This window comes from Thermomicrobium sp. CFH 73360, from assembly GCF_023806465.1.
GTDB lineage: Bacteria > Chloroflexota > Chloroflexia > Thermomicrobiales > Thermomicrobiaceae > Thermomicrobium.
On the sequence record NZ_JAMSLS010000006.1, the window covers coordinates 88,501 to 106,021 of the forward strand.

Annotated in this window: 15 protein-coding genes; 8 read left to right on the forward strand and 7 right to left on the reverse strand. The window is 62.3% G+C overall.

Going from position 1 to position 17,521, the window contains the following annotated elements; all coding sequences use genetic code 11:
• Nucleotides 1-288 precede the first annotated feature (288 nt).
• Nucleotides 289-1,461: an aminomethyl transferase family protein gene (locus NET03_RS10970; protein WP_252128967.1), complete on the reverse strand. Its 1,173-nt coding sequence runs from the start codon at nt 1,459-1,461 to the stop codon at nt 289-291.
• A 563-nt stretch (nt 1,462-2,024) separates the two neighbouring features.
• Between NET03_RS10970 and NET03_RS10975 the strand changes: the two genes are divergently transcribed.
• The 8 genes from NET03_RS10975 (at nt 2,025) to NET03_RS11010 (ending at nt 10,690) form a co-directional block, all read left to right on the forward strand.
• Nucleotides 2,025-3,374 (forward strand): MFS transporter, encoded by a 1,350-nt coding sequence (locus tag NET03_RS10975; protein ID WP_252128968.1) that lies wholly within the window; start codon nt 2,025-2,027, stop codon nt 3,372-3,374.
• Between the two features lie 93 nt (nt 3,375-3,467).
• Entirely contained in the window at nt 3,468-5,150 is a 1,683-nt protein-coding gene (locus NET03_RS10980) for an acyl--CoA ligase family protein (RefSeq protein ID WP_252128969.1), read from the forward strand.
• A 21-nt stretch (nt 5,151-5,171) separates the two neighbouring features.
• Entirely contained in the window at nt 5,172-7,055 is a 1,884-nt protein-coding gene (locus NET03_RS10985; protein WP_252128970.1) for a PLP-dependent aspartate aminotransferase family protein, read from the forward strand.
• Nucleotides 7,056-7,096: 41 nt separating this feature from the next.
• The gene (locus tag NET03_RS10990) at nt 7,097-7,891 is read left to right on the forward strand and encodes an enoyl-CoA hydratase (RefSeq protein WP_252128971.1); all 795 of its coding nucleotides are present in this window, start codon (nt 7,097-7,099) and stop codon (nt 7,889-7,891) included.
• Nucleotides 7,892-8,830: 939 nt separating this feature from the next.
• Nucleotides 8,831-9,094, forward strand: a complete 264-nt coding sequence (locus tag NET03_RS10995) for a hypothetical protein (protein ID WP_252128972.1) — start codon at nt 8,831-8,833, stop codon at nt 9,092-9,094.
• Nucleotides 9,095-9,133: 39 nt separating this feature from the next.
• Nucleotides 9,134-9,490, forward strand: a complete 357-nt coding sequence (locus tag NET03_RS11000; protein WP_252128973.1) for a hypothetical protein — start codon at nt 9,134-9,136, stop codon at nt 9,488-9,490.
• Nucleotides 9,491-9,552: 62 nt separating this feature from the next.
• Nucleotides 9,553-9,987: a hypothetical protein gene (locus NET03_RS11005; RefSeq protein WP_252128974.1), complete on the forward strand. Its 435-nt coding sequence runs from the start codon at nt 9,553-9,555 to the stop codon at nt 9,985-9,987.
• Entirely contained in the window at nt 9,971-10,690 is a 720-nt protein-coding gene (locus tag NET03_RS11010; protein WP_252128975.1) for a DUF4388 domain-containing protein, read from the forward strand. Before NET03_RS11005 ends, NET03_RS11010 begins: the two co-directional genes overlap by 17 nt.
• Nucleotides 10,691-10,937: 247 nt before the next feature.
• Here the strand turns inward: NET03_RS11010 and NET03_RS11015 are convergent, their stop codons facing one another.
• The 6 genes from NET03_RS11015 to NET03_RS11040 form a co-directional block, all read right to left on the reverse strand.
• The gene (locus tag NET03_RS11015) at nt 10,938-12,281 is read right to left on the reverse strand and encodes a tyrosine-protein kinase domain-containing protein (protein WP_252128976.1); all 1,344 of its coding nucleotides are present in this window, start codon (nt 12,279-12,281) and stop codon (nt 10,938-10,940) included.
• Nucleotides 12,271-12,981 (reverse strand): YveK family protein, encoded by a 711-nt coding sequence (locus NET03_RS11020; RefSeq protein ID WP_252128977.1) that lies wholly within the window; start codon nt 12,979-12,981, stop codon nt 12,271-12,273. Before NET03_RS11020 ends, NET03_RS11015 begins: the two co-directional genes overlap by 11 nt.
• A complete protein-coding gene (locus NET03_RS11025) occupies nt 12,972-14,108 on the reverse strand; it encodes a glycosyltransferase (RefSeq protein WP_252128978.1) in 1,137 nt (378 codons plus the stop codon). The genes NET03_RS11020 and NET03_RS11025 overlap by 10 nt, the downstream gene beginning before the upstream one ends.
• 75 nt (nt 14,109-14,183) lie before the next feature.
• Entirely contained in the window at nt 14,184-14,366 is a 183-nt protein-coding gene (locus NET03_RS11030) for a hypothetical protein (RefSeq protein WP_252128979.1), read from the reverse strand.
• Between the two features lie 361 nt (nt 14,367-14,727).
• Nucleotides 14,728-15,303, reverse strand: coding sequence for a GNAT family N-acetyltransferase (locus NET03_RS11035; protein ID WP_252128980.1), 576 nt, complete (start codon nt 15,301-15,303; stop codon nt 14,728-14,730).
• A 5-nt stretch (nt 15,304-15,308) separates the two neighbouring features.
• Complete coding sequence (locus NET03_RS11040; RefSeq protein WP_252128981.1) at nt 15,309-16,841, reverse strand: undecaprenyl-phosphate glucose phosphotransferase; 1,533 nt, start codon at nt 16,839-16,841, stop codon at nt 15,309-15,311.
• Nucleotides 16,842-17,521 lie beyond the last annotated feature (680 nt).

A 17,521-nucleotide genomic window follows, 5' to 3' on the forward strand; every position in this document is an offset into this window, starting at 1 on the left:
ACGGTCATACCTGTTGAGGACGGGGTGGCCCTTGTGGGCCCCGAGGGGGACCTACCCTGCTAGTACCGTGAACGCTCTTGAGCACGGGGTGGGCAACCTCTCCGGTAGGGAGCTCGAGGACGGGTAGAGAAAGTGGCTGGGCAGTGCCCTCCTGAGGAGCCGAAGGACCTGTGGTGGCGCCGGTGCAGAGGCGAACGAGCACCGCGTGCCCGAGCGCGAAGTTTGCTGCTTCTTCGCTGGAAGAGTGCCAGGACATGGACTCCCATGTGGGCGCGGGTGCTTCTCGCATTAGGCTTTCACGCGCCGCTTCTCCGGATCGACAAAGGGAATCGGGACAACCCGGGCGGCACGCCAGCCCTCAGCCGTCAGTACCTCAAGCTCGCTCCCCAATTGTGCGTGTGACGAGGGAACGCGCGCGAACCCAATAACCTGGCCGACCCGGGGAGACCAGCAGGCTGATGTGACGTGACCAAGCGGCTCGTCTCCGCCCGGCTGGTGGACAGGGAGCGGCTCAAGCAGCAGACCGTCCCGCAGGTCGTTTGGTGGATCGCCGTCGAGGATGAAACCGACCACCTTGCACGAAGGTCCTTCGCTGGCGATCTGTATCAGTGCCTCGCGTCCGACGAACCGCGGCTTCCGGAGATTGACCATCCACTCGTAGCCGGTCAGTTCATAGGGATTCGTTTCCAGCGTCATATCAATGCCGTAGGAGAAAATGCCGGCCTCAATGCGGCGGATGTGGCTCGGCGCTGCGACACGGAGACCGAAGGGTTTTCCCACAGTCACAACGTGCTCCCAGAACCGTGGCCCGGAGCGGCTTCCATCGAGCGGCATCAACTCGTAGCCGAGTTCACCGGAGAAGCCGGTTCGTGTGACCACAACCTCGAACTCGCCAATTCTCGCGCGGGCGACGTGATAATAAGGAAGCTCCGCGAGGGATGGGCCGCCAAGAGCTGCGATGACCTCGCGGGCGCGTGGCCCACGGATCTGCAGCGGGGCGGTGTCCACTGGCCGAATGGTGACATCGAGTTGTGTCGCTGCCGCGAGGGCGCGAAGCCAGAGCAGGAGGTCGCTGTCTGAGGGCATGAGCCAGAACATGTCCTCAGCGAGACGAACAACGACCGGATCGTTGACGATGCCCCCATGCTGGTCGGTGACGAAGACATAGCGGCATTCACCGACCGAACACCGGGTCAGATCGCGGGTCGTTGCCCAATCGAGGAGTGCGAACGCGTCGGGCCCACTGACCTCGAGCGGGATTTCGGTGCCGATATCCCAGAGGACGACGCCGTGGACGAGTGCCCAGTACTCGTCGAGCGGATCAGTATAGAGGGCCGGCAAGAGGCGACGATGGAAGACTGCATAGGCGCGGGGCTGGAAGCGGGAGGATGCAGGAAAGTAGAGCGAGGTCCCCGTGCGGAGGGAGCGGAGAACGGGACGTGTTGGGAGAGGATCATCCATCAGCCAGCTCCTCTGGGTACCAACGAAGCCACGGTGAGAACAGAGCATAACAATTGTGGCAGAGGATCCGGTCGGTCGCAGGTCGCTGACCGCACGACCAGACGTGAGGAAGGTGTGGTTGAGCGAGCAGGGGGTTCATCTTGGGTTCGTCACGTGGTAGACCTTGACGGCTAAGGCGACATGTGGTACCGATATGCGTCGCCAGAAGCGGTTGGCGGTCTTGTGCATGGTTGATGCCGACAGTGATGCGTGAAGGCCGACGAGTGAATCGCCACCAGCCCTATCCGGTTGCCCCGTGCCCGACAATGAACGGTGTCTTTGCGCTTTGGCCGCGGATCTGTGAGTGTTCCCGCTGAACAACTGAGTCCCCGCTTGACAGCGGCTGAACTTGCGTTCCATGTGAGGTAGGTCGCATGGCGGGGAAGCCATGATCAATGTCGGAGAGCAACACACATTGTCCAGACAGCGTTCGATCTGTAGGGTGATCGAAAGATCCGCCCAACAGGTGGCTGACAGAGGACACTGGAGGGAATCGCGTATTTTCTGCCGAAGGGGAAAGGGAGATGGCAACAGCGATTGAGCGAAACCGAGGATACCTGGCGTTCGTGATCGGTGCCTCGACGGTTGGTTCGGCGATCGAGTGGTACGACTTTTATATCTTTGGAAGTTTGGCGGCCATCCTGGCGACACATTTCTTCGCCAAGGACCATCCAGTCGCAGCGCTCCTGAATACAATCGCGATCTTCACAATCGGGTTCCTCTTCCGTCCGCTTGGGGCGATTGTGTTCGGCTGGTATGGGGACAAGATCGGACGAAAGCGGGTGTTCATCCTCACGTTGCTCGGGATGGGACTAGGCACGGCACTGATCGGCGTGATACCGAGCTATGCGACCATCGGGGTGCTGGCACCGATTCTGGTCTTCCTCCTGCGGGTGATCCAGGGGCTCAGCGTCGGCGGTGAGTGGGGCGGCGCGCTGACCTACGTGGCGGAGCATGCGCCGGATGGCAAGCGCGGTCTCTATACAGGGCTCTTAAGCCCGGCGGCGATCTACGGACTGCTCATGTCGTTCCTCGTGGTCCTGAGCGTGCGGACGGCCCTTGGTGAGGAGACGTTCCGGGCCTGGGGGTGGCGGATCCCCTTCCTGTTGTCACTCGTGCTGGTGCTGATCTCCCTCTATGTGCGGCTGCGTTTGCAGGAAACCCCGATGTTTGCAGAACTCAAGGCCCGTCGGGCAGTAGTGAAGAACCCGCTCAAAGTGACCTTTACCGGTGAGAACTTGCGGCGGGTGTTCATCGCCGCAGCAGTGTCCTTTGGACAGGCAGTTGCCTGGTACACGGCGATCTTTTGGGCGCTCTTCTTCCTGCAGACGGCACAGAAGCTTGACTTGATTACCACCTACAAAATTCTGCTCCCCGGATTGATCCTCGCGCCGGTGCTGCACGTCTTCATGGGTTGGCTGTCCGATTCAATCGGCCGCAAGCCGATCGTGCTGACCGGCTTTGCCCTGGCAATCGTGGGGTTCTACCCACTCTATACTCTGCTCGGGCGGTTTGCTCAGAAGGACAACGTGCAGTACTGGCCGGCGGCTCTCACGGTGATTGTGATGATGCTGATTCCCGCGATGGTCTGGGGACCGCTTCCGGCGCTGCTTGCGGAATACTTCCCGACGCGGGTACGCTACACCTCGCTTGGTGTGGTGCAGAACGCGGCGAACGGGTGGGGCGGCGGCCTGGTGCCGTACGTGACGACCTGGATTCAGACCGCGACAGGGAACTTGATGTGGGCACTCGTTTACCCGATCGCCTTGCCACTGCTCGGGTTGATCATTGGACTGCTCTTCTTGCCCGAGACGGCACGCCACCGGCTGTGGGAGCAGCCAGGACCGGCGATGGCAGCCGGGGACGGAGAATAAGTCAGGATACTCGCGCGGTATCATCCGGTGAGGAGCGTAGACAGCTCCTCACCGGTGTTGCCTCTTCAGTCCCAGCTAGAAAGGGGGAAAGGCATGCAGATTGAGACCAAGCCCCTCTTCCAGCAACTCTGGTCACGGCCACAGTGGGAAGGATTGCCACCGTACCGGTCGCTCCTCACACCGCTCATGCTGCTGGAGCGGACGCTGCACGTCTTTCCAGAGAAGGTGGGAGTGGTGGACGGTGATCGGCGGTTGACATATCGAGAGTTCGGGGCGCGGGTGTATCGCCTGGCGAGTGCACTGCGCGGCCGCGGGCTCGAGGTGGGTGATCGGGTGGCGGTGCTCTGCCGCAATAGCCTCGAGGCGCTGGAGGCGCACTTCGCTGTGCCACAGATGGGCGGCATTCTGGTGCCGATCAACGTGCGGCTGACGAGCGAGGAGATCCGCTACATCCTCGACCACTCTGGTGCCCGGGCGCTCATTCTGGATGGCGCGCTGAGCGGGCTGGTCGAGCCGATCCGGGATGCGTTGCCAGAACTCCGCCTCATCATTTGGACCGACATCGACAGTCGGCATGGTGAGGGAGCGCCGAAGCAGCCCGCGTTTGCCGATGTGACCTACGAGGACCTGCTGCGCGAAGGCTCACCGGAGCCATCAGTGTATCCGCTGCAGGATGAAGAAGAAGTCCTCAGTATCAACTACACGAGCGGTACAACGGGTCGACCAAAGGGTGTTATGGTCACCCATCGGGGAGCCTATCTCAACGCGTTGGGGGAGATCATCGAAGCGCGCCTGGTGCCGGAGAGCGCCTATCTGTGGACGCTCCCGATGTTCCACTGCAACGGCTGGTACTTCCCCTACGCCGTGACAGGGGTCGGAGCGACGCATGTGGTGATCCCGAAGGTGGAGCCGGCACGGATTTTCCAGCTGATCGAGTCGGAAGGGGTGACGCACTTCTGCGGGGCACCGACCGTGCTCATCATGCTCCTCCAAGGACGACCGAGCCCGGACTACCGGTTCCCACGTCCGCTCACTGTGTTGACGGCGGCGGCACCGCCGGCACCAGCGACGATCGCACAGATGGAGGCAATGGGAGCACAGATCGTCCATGTGTACGGGTTGACCGAGACCTATGGCCCACATACCGTCTGTGAGTGGCACAGTGAGTGGGACGAGCTCCCGCTCGAGGAGCGGGCACGGTTGAAGGCGCGACAGGGCGTGGGATACATCCACGCGCCGGAACTCCGTGTGGTGGACGAGGAGATGCGTGATGTGCCGGCCGATGGGCAGACGCTTGGCGAGGTCGTGATGCGCGGGAACAACGTGATGAAGGGCTACTACCGTGACGAGGCAGCGACCGCCAAGGCGTTTGCGGGGGGCTGGTTCCATTCAGGAGACCTGGCAGTTGTGCACCCAGACGGGTACATCGAGCTGCGTGACCGGAAGAAGGACATCATCATCAGTGGTGGGGAGAACATCTCGACCATTGAGGTGGAACGTGCGCTGTATCAGCACCCGGCGGTACTTGAGTGCGCCGTTATTGGCATCCCGGATGAGAAGTGGGGTGAGGTACCCAAGGCATTCGTGGTGCTGAAGCCGGGCATGCAGGTGACGCCTGAGGAACTGATCGCCTTTTGTCGGGAGCGCCTGGCACACTTTAAGTGCCCGAAGCGGGTCGAGCTGGTGGACAGCCTGCCCAAGACCTCAACGGGTAAGATCCAGAAATTTGTCCTGCGCGAGCGGGAGTGGGCCGGATACGAGAAGCGGATCCACTGAGCAGGGGAGGATGTCACCTTGATGAACGAGCACGACCGGTACCGGGAGTACCATCTCGAGACGCTGGCAGTACACGCGGGGCAGGCGCCTGACCCGGCGACGGGGGCGCGGGCGGTGCCGATCTACCAGACGACCTCCTTTGTCTTCCACGATGCTGATCACGCATCCCAGCTCTTCAACCTGGATGAGCCGGGACACATTTACACACGGATCAGTAATCCGACGGTTGAAGTGTTCGAGAAGCGCGTGGCCTATCTGGAAGGGGGCGTTGCGGCGGTCGCCACAGCGAGCGGGCAGGCGGCGACGATGCTCGCCATTCTGAACATCGCACGCGCCGGAGATGAGGTGGTTGCGAGCAGCAGTTTGTACGGCGGAACCGTAGCACTGTTCGCCAACACGCTCTCCGACCTGGGAATCACGGTGCGATTCGTCGATCCGACGAATCCGGAGAACTTCCGTCGAGCGATCACGGAGCGGACGAAGTGTATTTACGCCGAGACGATCGGGAATCCTCGTCTGGACGTGCTTGACATTGAGGCGGTGGCCCGGATCGCGCACGAGCACGGGATCCCGTTGATCGTGGATAACACGTTTGCGACGCCGTATCTCTGCCGGCCAATCGAGTGGGGTGCCGACATCGTCGTGCACTCAGTGACGAAGTGGATCGGCGGACACGGCGTGGCCATCGGCGGGATCGTCGTTGACTCGGGTCGCTTTAACTGGGGAAATGGGAAGTTCCCGCGGCTCGTCGATCCAGATCCGGGCTATCATGGGATCTCGTACTGGAAGGACTTCGGAAGCCTGGCATACGTGACCAAGCTGCGGGCACACATGATGCGAGATGTTGGTGCCTGCATGAGCCCGTTCAACGCCTTCCTCCTCCTGCTGGGGCTGGAAACGCTGCACGTGCGGATGGAGCGGCACTGCGAGAATGCCCTGGAGCTCGCTCGCTGGCTGGCCGAGCATCCGGCAGTGGCCTGGGTCGCGTATCCGGGTTTGCCTGACCACCCGTCGCACCACCTGGCGCGGAAGTACCTGCGGCCTGGGCACTACGGGGCCGTCGTGGTCTTCGGCGTCAAGGGTGGGATGGAAGCCGGAATCAAGGTGATAGACTCGGTGGCTCTGTGGTCGCACCTGGCAAACGTTGGCGATGCGAAGTCGCTGGTTATCCATCCGGCCAGTACGACGCACCGGCAGTTGACGCCAGAACAGCGTGTTGCGGCAGGGGTAGGAGACGATCTGATCCGGCTCGCCGTGGGCCTCGAGCATATCGACGATCTCAAGGCTGATCTCGATCGGGCGTTGCGGGTGGCGACTGGCCAGAGCGCTGTGGTGCCTACTGTCGGTGACGGCCGCGGGGTGAGTGAGACGGCACGACCAGTCCTGAATGATGAGCAGGTCATCCGGTCGGTCTGCACACAGGCGTTCGTCGAGGAGAATTGCACACGGCGGCCGCTGGTGCTCGCAATCGTGGGACTTTCCGATGATCCAGCACGGCCGAGTTATCGCGTCGCGCAAAAGCTAAAGCGGCTCGGCTATCGCATCGTTCCCGTCAACCCGCTGGTCCGTGAGGTCCTGGGTGAACGAGCCTATGGGAGTCTGGCGGAACTCCCGGTGCGAGCGGATGTGGTCGTGGTCTTCCGCGCGAGCGAGCACGCGCCAGGTATCGCTCGCGAGGCGGTAGCACATGGCGCGCGCGTCTTGTGGCTGCAGGAAGGCGTGGTGAGTCCGGAGGCGGCGCGGATCGCAACTGAGGCCGGACTGGCAGTGGTGATGAACCGCTGCATCTACAAGGAGGCCCAACGCTGGCGTGGACACGCGAAGACATTCCGTCCGGATGACGTTGACCGTGCGTTGGTTGGTGCGACGTCGGATGGACAGCGCAGCGAGCCGGCGGACGACTGAGCGCGGCTGATCGGTCGCGTGACAGCGGAAGGAGGCGACCAATGACCGCGATAGAGCTCGGAACAAATCGGCATGTTCTGTCCGAGGTGCGGGATGGCATCGCGGTCGTGACGATGAACCGGCCGGAGAAACGGAATGCCCTCTCGGTGGAGCATATGGAGGAGCTGACAGAAGCCTTCCGGCGGATTGGTGAGGAGCGCGACATCGCGGTGGCAATCCTCCGCGGTGCCGGGCCGGTCTTCTGTGCTGGACACGACCTGAATGAGCTGGCGACGTGCGATGCCCGCACGGCGCGCCACATCTTCCAGACGTGTACGACATTGATGGAGACAATCCGGTCGATTCCGCAGCCGGTGATTGCCCAGGTGCACGGAGTGGCAACGGCGGCGGGGTTTCAGCTGGCAGCGACCTGTGACCTGATTGTTGCAGCGGCTGGTACACGCTTTCAGACGCCGGGTGTCAAGATCGGGCTCTTCTGCTCGACACCGATGGTGGCGGTCAGTCGCGTGCTGCCGCCTAAGAAGACCTTGGAGCTGCTCCTCACCGGTGATGCGATAACTGCCGAGGAGGGGGAACGGCTCGGGATGGTGAACCGGGTGGTGCCGCTGGAGGAGCTGGAGCAGGCGACTTGGGAGCTGGCGGAGAAGATCCGGTCGGCAAGCCGGTATGTGGTGGGAATTGGCAAGCAGGCGTTCTACCGGCAACTAGCGCTTCCGGAGCACCTGGCCTACGCCTACGCGATGGAAGTGATGACGCTGAACGCGCTGGCGGAGGATGCGCGGGAAGGGATCTGCGCCTTCCTGGAGAAGCGCCAGCCGGAGTGGCGCAACGCGTGAAAAGCGTGCCATCGTGCCAAGGCGTCAAGGCACGTTGAATGCCCGTAAGATGCGCCACTGCGCGCCAGGCGACCCTGGGTGGTCACCTGGGGCGCCTTTTTGAACACAGCGGTGGCCGGAGTGCTCGGAGAGGCTGGCCAAGAGTTCGCCGAGGGCGCGCTGGCGGAACTGGTGAGTGTGTTAGGTATCCCTTGAGGAACGCTGAAGTAAGGCGTCGCTGGCGTTTGGTTGTGTCATTCCTCGAGACGGGGAAGCTGTTGCACATTCTGCGAGGGCAGCAGCACACGTGTGCTGCTGTATCTCTCTGCGGTGGCAGAGTGGGTACCAGCTGAAAGAGCCAGGTTCGCCGTGCCTCCTGGGCGGCAGGACGCGATGGGGCATGCGCTCCGTGTGTTTCGTGCCTTTCGCCTCGCGCGTCTTCGTGATCGGAGTGTTCGTCCCTTGGGCCACACCGACGAAGATGTCTGAATTCCGCGGAGTGGCGTTGCGGGCGGTGCCGGCCTTGCGCGGCGCTGCGGAAGACGCAGGGCGGCGTACTCCTCCGCGCCGTGCTGAGAGGGAGAACCATGTGGGCTGAACCTCATCGTTCCGCTTTTCATGTCGGACAGTGGAGGGCCTAATGGGGATGCCAATGACAGGGGGCGAACAGTCTCGTGTGACGAACAGCCGCCGTCTCATCCGTCCTCGGAGAACCCGCGCAGCGTGTCGTGCAGAGGGATGGTGCCGCTGTTGCTCCGCGGAGAGTGACCGGCTGGAGGATGACATCGCGCGGCGGTCGGTCCTGAGGGGTTGACAGCGAGGCACGGAGAGGTTAGACTGGTCGCGTACGTACTGGTGTACATTCACACTTCGGTGCAGCGCAGTGCTTTGGGACAAAAGGCCTACGGTTCTTGTTCTTGTCCCCGCCGAGAATGAGAGTGTAGGCGGCAAGACGGTGGGATGGTGGAAGTGAGCGGCATGGTGGTCAGCGAGCGGCTCGTTGGGACATGGCCGATAACAATTTTTCGCGACCCGTGCAGTGTAGGGGAGCGGCCGCGCTGGGTGGCTGTGGCGTGTGAGCCGACGCAGCTTCCGCGGGAGGCAGCCAACTCGTGCTTGGTGCTGCAGTACTGGCGGAAGCAACTCCATTGTCCGCCGGTGGCGGAAGGAGAGACCCCAGATGCGGCCTTAGCGAATCTCCTGGCAGCGCTGAACGGGGGGTAGGAAGGCTGAGTTGCTCAGCCACGCGAGGAGGGTGGAGCCATGAGTGATTACCGTGAAGCAGTGGCGATCGTTCTCAATGCAGTGCGCTCCGCTGGCCTCCCGTTGACCGGGTGGTGTCTTGAGCGTGATCGAGTGCACTTCCTCCTGACAGGTGGTCAGGACATCGCAATACCGTTGGAGCGACTGCTCGGTGGCTCACCAAGCACGGTGGTTGCAGAGCTCCTCAATGCGATCGGCTGGCGGACGACACCAGTGACGGTACGACCGATGGAGGAGATCGTTGAGTTGGCGCCACAGCAGCTGGCACGCTTGCGGTTTCTGCACTGGTTGGTGAGCACCGGCCGGCTGCTCGGGGATACTGAACGACCACATGCTGAGTACGCAACGGCATCGTGATTGGCTTGCCTCTCAAGCTCCCATTGCCTGTATGCTCGTGGGGGCAGAGAGGTGGAGAGCGGTTGAGCGAACGTGCACACCAGGCGCAGGGCTTGTCGGTCGATCCAGAAGTTGAGCAGCTGCGGCTGCAGGTGCGGCGTGCGTTGGAGTCGTTTTCTGAACATGCCCCGTGTCGCACGTTTCCCGTACCGGCGCGGCTTCTCGCACTCCGCACGATGCACAAGATTCAGCGTTGGCTCGTCATCGTGAAGGAGCCGGAGTGGCTGCGCGGCTTGGCGACAATGTGCAGGCGGCTCTTGGAGTTCCCGGAGGTTCTCAATTGCCGAATCGAATGGATCGATGGGCATTCGGTACACGTTGCACTCATGACGACAGGGCTCGAGCGGGAGGTCGTGCGTGCGCTCATCGAGCGACGGCTGACGGAGAGCGGTTGTCCTGCGCCGTTCGAGCTCGTCGCACGCGGGAAAGTGGCGCAGGACGATGCCGATCTACGGTGATCTGAGCGATTTGCCCTTGCACCTCCTCCTGCAGGCATTGACGCGTGCTGGCCAGACGGGGCGGCTCGTGCTCCGGACGCATACTGAAGAGGTGACACTCCTGTTCGACCGTGGGCGGGTTGCGGCTGTATCCAGTAGCGATGTACAGCTGCGGATGGGACAGATCCTTCTGCAGTTGGGCGAGATCAGTGAGGATCAGCTCGAGCAGGCGCTGGCGCTGCAGACAGTGGCACCAGGACGACGGCTCGGGGAGCTCTTGATGCGGCTAGGATTCGTGACGCACCAACAAGTGAAACGTGCCCTCGCGAACCAGTTCGAAGAGGTGCTGGTCCGCGTGTTGACGGCGCCGGACGCAACATTCGTCTTTCTTCCTGAGCCGGTACTCCTCCCCAGCGACGAGACAGTGCTCGACGATGCACCAATGACAAAGCTCATCCTGAACGCAATTCGCCGGGCAGATGAGGCAGCTCTCCACCCCAGGCGAACATCGTCGTCTGGGGTCCCCTTTGCACCGATCGCGCTGGTGAGCCAGGTTCTCGATCGCTCGGCACTGGATCGGCTCACTCACGAGGAGCGCGAGGTGCTCATTGCACTCTTGGAAGGGAGCCAGACGGTTCGGCAGGTGGTGCAGGCCACCGGGCTCAGCTGTTCCCGCGTGCGGGAGATTGTGGAACGACTGCGAACGCTCGGGCTGGTGCGTTGAGCGGGCCGATCGCACTGCTCTGGCAGCTTGGAGGGCTGCCAAGGCAGTGAACGTGTTTCTCTGGGGATGGCTATGGCGAGAGGAACTCCGTCACGTTCGACTGTATTCGTATCGTGCTGACGCAGTCGGAAGAGAGACTGAGGCGAGAGAGTCACCTTTCCCCGCAGTGACAAGGGAGCGCAGCGGCGAGACACGTGACCGTCAGCCAGTGCTCCGGTGAGACGCGTCTCTCGCCTGAGACCGTCTCCTATCCACGTAAGAGCACGACCCCGAGGAGGGGTGCACCAGCGCGCTCAAGTTGCTCTTTCGCCTGCTGGGCGGCCGTCCGCGGTGTCACGCCGCTCCGGATGACCAGCAGAACCCCCTCGACGAGACCGGCGAGGGCAAGTGCCTCACCGTAGCTCGGGAGCGGCGCGGTATGGAAGATCACGCGATCTCCCAGCTCCTGGAGAAGGGTCAGGCGTTCGCCGGTTAGCGAGCGACTCAAAAGGTCGGCAGGGTTGGTTGCTGCTGGAAGGTGACCAGCAGGAAGGAGGCTTAGCGTAGGAAGTGACGTTCCATACACCGGCGCTGGTCGCTGGTCGGAGTTTCCGAGCCATTCGGCTAAGCCGATCGAGACAGTCTCCCTTGCCAATGTCTGCAGCGAGGGATGACGGAGGTCTGCATCGACGAGGAGGACACGCTCGCCAGCGACGGCCGAGGCGGCAGCGAGGTTTGCGGCCACGCTTGCAGAGTCAGCAGAACTCCGGCCAACGCCGCAGACGAGGATCGTGCGCGGGGGGAGTGATTCGTTCGATCGACGAAGGACAGCCCGCAGGGTGCGATAGGCCTCGGCCGCCGGCGAGAGTGGTGCCTCAACAACAATCAGGTCTGCCATGTTCTCCTCCACGCGTGATGAACGCCGGTTTCGAAATCCAGGAACTTCAGCCACAACTGGGAGCCCCAGCGCACGCGATGTCTCGCGCGCCGTGCGGAGGACATCCTCGAAGTATTCGATACCGAAGGTCACAAGGACACCAAAAACGAGGCCGAGCACGAGTCCCGCAGCCGTGTTCAACCGTGTGCGTGGGCCGATCGGGGTGCTCGGTGGTGATGGGGTGTCGAGTTTGACAACGGCGACTGTCCCTTGAATACGCTGGCCGAGGGGGTCACGGAACTGCTCGAGGATGCGCTGGTTTTCGGCAATGGATTGGGCGACAAAGGCATCGGCAAGGGCGTTTGCCACGCGTGCGGCCCGTTCAGGATCGGTATCAGTCACCACGAGCTGAACTACATTGCTGTCCTGGTTTCGGGCAAGGGCAAGGCTCCCAAGCACCTGGCCAGGGTCGTCATTGAGGCCGGCTTGGCGCAATGCACGGGCAACAAAGTCACTGGTGCGGATCAAGTCTTGGTAGGACGCAAGCCGGTTCTTGGCATAGAGGTCGAGCCAGTAGTCAGGCGGTTGAGCAACAGCCATGAGCCGAACGCTGACTTGGTAGGTAGGTGGCTGGGTGCGACTGTAGCCATAAGCGACCAGGGCTGCTGCCACTCCGGCCAACAGAACGATCCACCAGCGTCGGAGGACGATTGCCAGGTATTCCTCAGGACGCACGGCGCTTCCTCCTCGGCGACATCGGGACAACGGCGAGCACGGGGAGACCAAGTGCGTGCCGGACGTCTTCCGGGGAGTGCAAGGTATCGGCAAGGTAATCAGCCAGGAAAGCAAGGAAGATTCCGACCGCAAGCGCGAGCACGAGCTGGATCGCCCAAATCAGGCGAGCGCGAGTGATATCCGCGACAGCACCATGAGGTGCCTCGATAACTTGGACGATCGCTTCGCGTTGCGGATCGGAGAATCCGAAGTACTGCGTGCCGCGCTCGCGCAGCCGCTCCACTGCGGCGGTGGCAATCGCCACCGCTCGCGAGGCGTCCGGTGAGGTCACGGTGAGGAGGAGGGCGCGGTTGCGTCGCGTCACCGTGATACTCCCCTGTACTTCGCCTGGTTCGACTGGGGTGCCCAGAAGTTCGCTCGCCCGCTGGGCAACATCGCTGGCAAAGACGTTGCCGCGAACAACCTCCGTGAAGTCATCAACAGTATATTCGTTTGTCAAGTAAAGATAGTACTCGTCGTAGCGGTACACATCGCGGGGTGCCTCCTGCGGCAGACGTGTGACGATGACAGCGGCAGTGGCGGTGTAGTGCGGCCGATACTGGAGCGCTTGGACGAGAATGGCGAGGAAGGCGAGGCCGGGAACGAGCGCCACCAGCCAGCGGCGACGCCAAAGGACGGCGAGGTACGCTCTCAGTTCCACGGGGCGAAGACCTCCTCTCTCCGGCGAGTGACGCCTTTGGCGGCGAGTTGCGTTTCCACAAAGGCCATGAACTCTGCCCGAAAGCGTTCCGGGCGAAAGCGCTCAGCGTGGGTACGGATGGTCACGGGATCAAAGTGCAGGTGGTCGAAGCGGCGGAGCGCCGCAAGGAGTGAATCGACGGTCTGTTCGGGGAAAAGAAGGCCAGTCACGCCATCGATCACCGTCTCAAGGGCGCCACCCCGGGCCAAAGCGATGGCGGGGCGACCAGCCGCTTGCACTTCGACCTGAGCGATGCCGAAATCGTCCTCAGCTGGGAAAATCGCTGCTCGGCAACGGGCGTAGAGGGCGAACTTCTCGTCGTCAGAAACGCTCCCCAGAAACTGGACGGTCGGTCCAGCAAGACGCTCCAAGGCCAGGCGAGCGCGACCGTCACCGACGATCTTGAGGGGTAGGCGTAAGGTGTTCGCTGCCTCGATAACAAGGTCGAGACGCTTATAGTGCACGAGCCGGGAGACGACGAGGAAATACTCGCTGACTTCTTCGGGCGGCACGATGTGCGCACGGTCAACCGCGACCGGTGGATGGATGACTGTCGAGTCGCGTCCCCAGAAGCGCCGGACACGATCTGCGACTGTGCGGGAGTTGACCGCAATCGCATCAATCCGTTGTGCTGTGCGCCGATCCCACCGGCGAAGCCAGGCCATGAATGGTGGAAGGAGGCGCTGGAGCAGGGGAGAGAGTTCTTCGCGGGCCGCGTACTCTGGGAAGTTCCAGGCAAAGCGCATCGGGCTGTGACAATAGCAGATGTGGAGCGTGCCAGCAGGGACACGCACGGCCTTGGCAAACGCACTCGAGGAGCTGATGACGAGATCGGCTTGGTTCAGGCGGAGTTGCGAGAAGGCGAGCGGATAGAGCGGAAGGTAGCGCTGATGGCGACGGTGGATGCCGGGCAGGTGCTGGAGCCATGTCGTGCGGATATTCCAGGAACGATAGAAGCTCGGGAGTTGTTCCGGGGCATACATCGAGGTGTAGACGGGCGCATCCGGGAAGAGCTCGTGGAGGATCTCGAGCACACGCTCGGCACCACCGTATTGGTTCAAGTAGTCGTGAACGATCGCAGCCCGCACGATGCGCTCCACCTCCAACCCCAGCCCATGATAGCGCATGGAGCATGGGGCGGAGGTGAGCGCAGTCTCTCCAGGTCAGGCGAGGGGATCGGGCTGCTCGGCGACCCAGGTGCCGAGACGGACAATGATCTTCCCGAATCGGAGACGCCAATTGCGCGGGGACGATGAGAGAGCAGCTGCTCGTCGGTGAGCAGCAGCGGCAGATTCAAAGTCTCGTCTTCGAAGGGCAGCGAGTCGTTCGTCAATCCACGGGGTCATGGGAACTCCTTCCGCCGAGCTCGTCACCCCTTGACAAGCCAGGCTCCTCTTCCGCAACTCGCACAAGTGTGTCACTTGTCATGTGCTCACGTTGTGACTATTTTGGAGCCTTCCGTTGCTCAGTGTGAGAAACGCAACCTTCCACGCTCGATAAATATGTGTTCGTGTGGGACTCCTCTGCGCGGTGCGCGCTGGCCATGGAGTCCGTTTCTCCTCTCACCGTAGTCGCGGTCAACGCCAGTGCTCGGACTTGGATGGAACTCTGTCGCGGGGTCGTGTTTGGAGGTGGCTGTGTGGTCTAGAGGACGGCCGAGATAACGCGCACGGCTATTGGAACCGTGGTCCAAAGTTGGGAGAGCTGCTACTCCACGAACGTGTAGCGCATGATGGGGCGTGTTGGGCTCTGGCGCGCTACTTCAACGAATCCCAGTTCCCGAAGGACCCGTGCGAGACCAAGGCAGAGCTGTGTCGGCGGGAGGTGCCCCTCACGATCGATCGGGTAGGCTTCAACCGCTGGTGCGCCGGCAGCCTGGGCGTAGGCGAGGGCGCCACGGAGGAGAGGACGGAGGAGTCCACGACCGCGGTATGCGCGGGCAATGTAGAGGCAGACCAGGGACCACACCGGTGTCTGATCGATCGCGGCACGTTGACGCGAACGTGCCAGGCGGGGGTAGAAACGACGCGGGCCGAGTGCGCACCAGGCAACGGGTTCGTTGTCCAGGTATCCCAGAATACCGGGGGGTGGGCCAGCGACGACGCGCTGGTGGAGGAGAGTCCGGCGCTCGGCAGGTGAGCGCTGTTGAAACTCTCGCCCGGTCAGCCAGTACCACGTACACCAGCAATTGCTGAATGCGCCATTCGGCCCGAACAGCCGCTCGAGGTCGTCCCACCGTTCAGGGGTGACAGGAACAATATGAAGATCCATCACAATCTGCATCCCGGCTAATACGCACCACGACCGGTTAAGACAACTGGGACAGTTCGCAGGATGACTTTGAGATCAAGCCAGGGGGACCAGTTTTCGACGTAATAGAGATCGAGGCGAACCATCTCGTCAAAGGTGAGGTCACTGCGCCCGTTGACCTGCCAGAGGCCGGTGAGCCCTGGAGTGACAAGCAGGCGTTGCAGGTGCCAGTCCTGGTATTCGGCCACCTCTTCTGGGACGGGTGGGCGCGGACCAACGACGCTCATTTCGCCCTTCAGGACGTTGAAGAACTGCGGGAGCTCGTCGAGACTTGTGCGGCGGAGAAACCGACCGACGCGGGTCACGCGGGGATCATCACGCAGTTTGAAGAGCAGGGCGCTGCGCCCCGTTGCACGTCGCAGCGCTTCCTGCTGCCGGTCGGCTCCGTCGACCATGGAGCGGAACTTGTAAAGGGTGAACGGTTTTCCACCCTTACCGATACGAGTCTGGCGGAAGAGGACCGGGCCAGGTGAGTCGAGCTTAATAGCAAGAGCAATAAGCAGCATGAGGGGGGCAGCGAGGACAAGGACTATCGTGGCAATGGCGAGGTCCATTGAGCGCTTGATCCACCAGTTCCAGCCCCGGAGGCGACTCTCCTTGATACCGATGAGTGGGAGGCCGGCAACTTCACTGATCTGGACACGGTCAAGAGCGAGTTCAAAAAGATCAGGGACGAGGGAGAACGCGATATCCAGCTCGCGACACTGCTCAACGACTTCTAAAACCCGGTCGTGATGGGCGGGCGGGAGCGCAACGATCACCTCATCGACCTGCGTCGAGCGGAAGCGGTCGACCGCTTCGTCCAAGGTACCAAGATACGGTGGCTGGATGACGCCGCGCTCGGTGCCGAGCGCGAGGGGCTCGAGGGGGGGCTCGAGATCAATATAGCCGAGGACTCGGTAACCAAGGCGTGGATGGTTGTACAGATACTGCATGATGCGGCGAGCGGCGGGCCCGGAGCCGATGACCACCACCCGGTCGACTCCCCGTTCATGGGCCCAGAGCCAGGCACGAATCCACCGTCCGACGAGCCGTTGCGTGACCAGCAGTCCAATCGCGAGGATCCACGCGTAGATGAAAATCAGACGGGAGGGAGAGAAGCGAGAGAGGAAGCTATACAGGATGACGAGTGCCATCGCCGTTGTCACCCCGCTGGCGATGATCGAGGCCTCGTCCAGGAAGCTGGTCCAACGGGGGAGCCGGTAGAGACCACGGACGGTCAGGATGAGCAGTGCCAGCACAACAAAGAGCGCCGTCCGACCGACGAAGGCGCTGAATGGTTGGATGAAACCAGACGGAACGTCCCCGCCAAGTTCCCACGTATATCGGATCTCATAAGCAAACCAAAAGGCGAGTGCCAGCAGTGTGCCGTCGAGCGCTGCTTGAACGAGACGAGGCAGCCACGTGCGCTGCCAAGAACGACGTCGACGCGTGGTGCGAGTGTCCTCGCTTGTCTGAACTCCCAATCCCGCTTCCCTTTCGCCGTGCGCTGCCGCCGCGTCGTTGTCCATCGTGCCCCCCAGGCAACGCGCTGCACGGGCGTAGTATAACCGACGCCTCCGGTTCGCTAGGACCAGCTGGCGAGCTTCGCCTGGAGACGGTCATGCGCACGAGCGGGCATGATGTCCGGAGAGGCTTTGAACGCTGTGTCACCTCGGCAACAACGTTGCAGGGGTCTTCTCCACATCACGGCGTTGCTCGTTCCGCACGTCCCTTCTCGGGTATGGGGCAGGATCTTTCCCACGGAGACGGCATACGGGGCCGAGCAGGAGCCCTCCCTGGTTGAGTGGCAGGGCAGGCCTTTCCGCCCGCGTCTCCATGCCGTGCGAACAGAGCGCTCTGCGTGTTCTGTCGATGGTCTCTCGTATGGCGAACTTGGGCCAGTCGACCAGCAGAACGAGAGCAGGCTGCGACGGTGAGCCTGCTTGCGCCCGGGTGAGACGTCCCAGAGCGGCTTCAGCCGGCGCCCAGTTTGATGGAGAGTGTGGGCCATCCTACTGGAGAATGCGAAAACCCTCACTCCGGGGTGCAGTTGTCCGGCATTGGCCGACGTGTCCGTGGGGTTGCGCAATGGATGGCGAGTTGGGTGCACCTGGTCAAGGAGCGCTCGTCAGGCGTCTTGTGGACCTTGCTCTGCTGAGGGGCGGAGTAAGCCACTGAGAGCTTGGACCGGAACAGACCCGGTCACCCA

Excerpts from the sequence above, each read along its gene's own strand:
- NET03_RS11030 (WP_252128979.1), bottom strand. The coding sequence starts at position 14,366 with ATGACCCCGTGGATTGACGAACGACTCGCTGCCCTTCGAAGACGAGAC.
- NET03_RS10990 (WP_252128971.1), top strand. The coding sequence starts at position 7,097 with ATGACCGCGATAGAGCTCGGAACAAATCGGCATGTTCTGTCCGAGGTG.
- NET03_RS10995 (WP_252128972.1), top strand. The coding sequence starts at position 8,831 with ATGGTGGAAGTGAGCGGCATGGTGGTCAGCGAGCGGCTCGTTGGGACA.
- NET03_RS11040 (WP_252128981.1), bottom strand. The coding sequence starts at position 16,841 with ATGGACAACGACGCGGCGGCAGCGCACGGCGAAAGGGAAGCGGGATTG.
- NET03_RS11000 (WP_252128973.1), top strand. The coding sequence starts at position 9,134 with ATGAGTGATTACCGTGAAGCAGTGGCGATCGTTCTCAATGCAGTGCGC.
- NET03_RS10975 (WP_252128968.1), top strand. The coding sequence starts at position 2,025 with ATGGCAACAGCGATTGAGCGAAACCGAGGATACCTGGCGTTCGTGATC.
- NET03_RS10985 (WP_252128970.1), top strand. The coding sequence starts at position 5,172 with ATGAACGAGCACGACCGGTACCGGGAGTACCATCTCGAGACGCTGGCA.
- NET03_RS11035 (WP_252128980.1), bottom strand. The coding sequence starts at position 15,303 with ATGCAGATTGTGATGGATCTTCATATTGTTCCTGTCACCCCTGAACGG.
- NET03_RS11010 (WP_252128975.1), top strand. The coding sequence starts at position 9,971 with ATGCCGATCTACGGTGATCTGAGCGATTTGCCCTTGCACCTCCTCCTG.
- NET03_RS10970 (WP_252128967.1), bottom strand. The coding sequence starts at position 1,461 with ATGGATGATCCTCTCCCAACACGTCCCGTTCTCCGCTCCCTCCGCACG.
- NET03_RS10980 (WP_252128969.1), top strand. The coding sequence starts at position 3,468 with ATGCAGATTGAGACCAAGCCCCTCTTCCAGCAACTCTGGTCACGGCCA.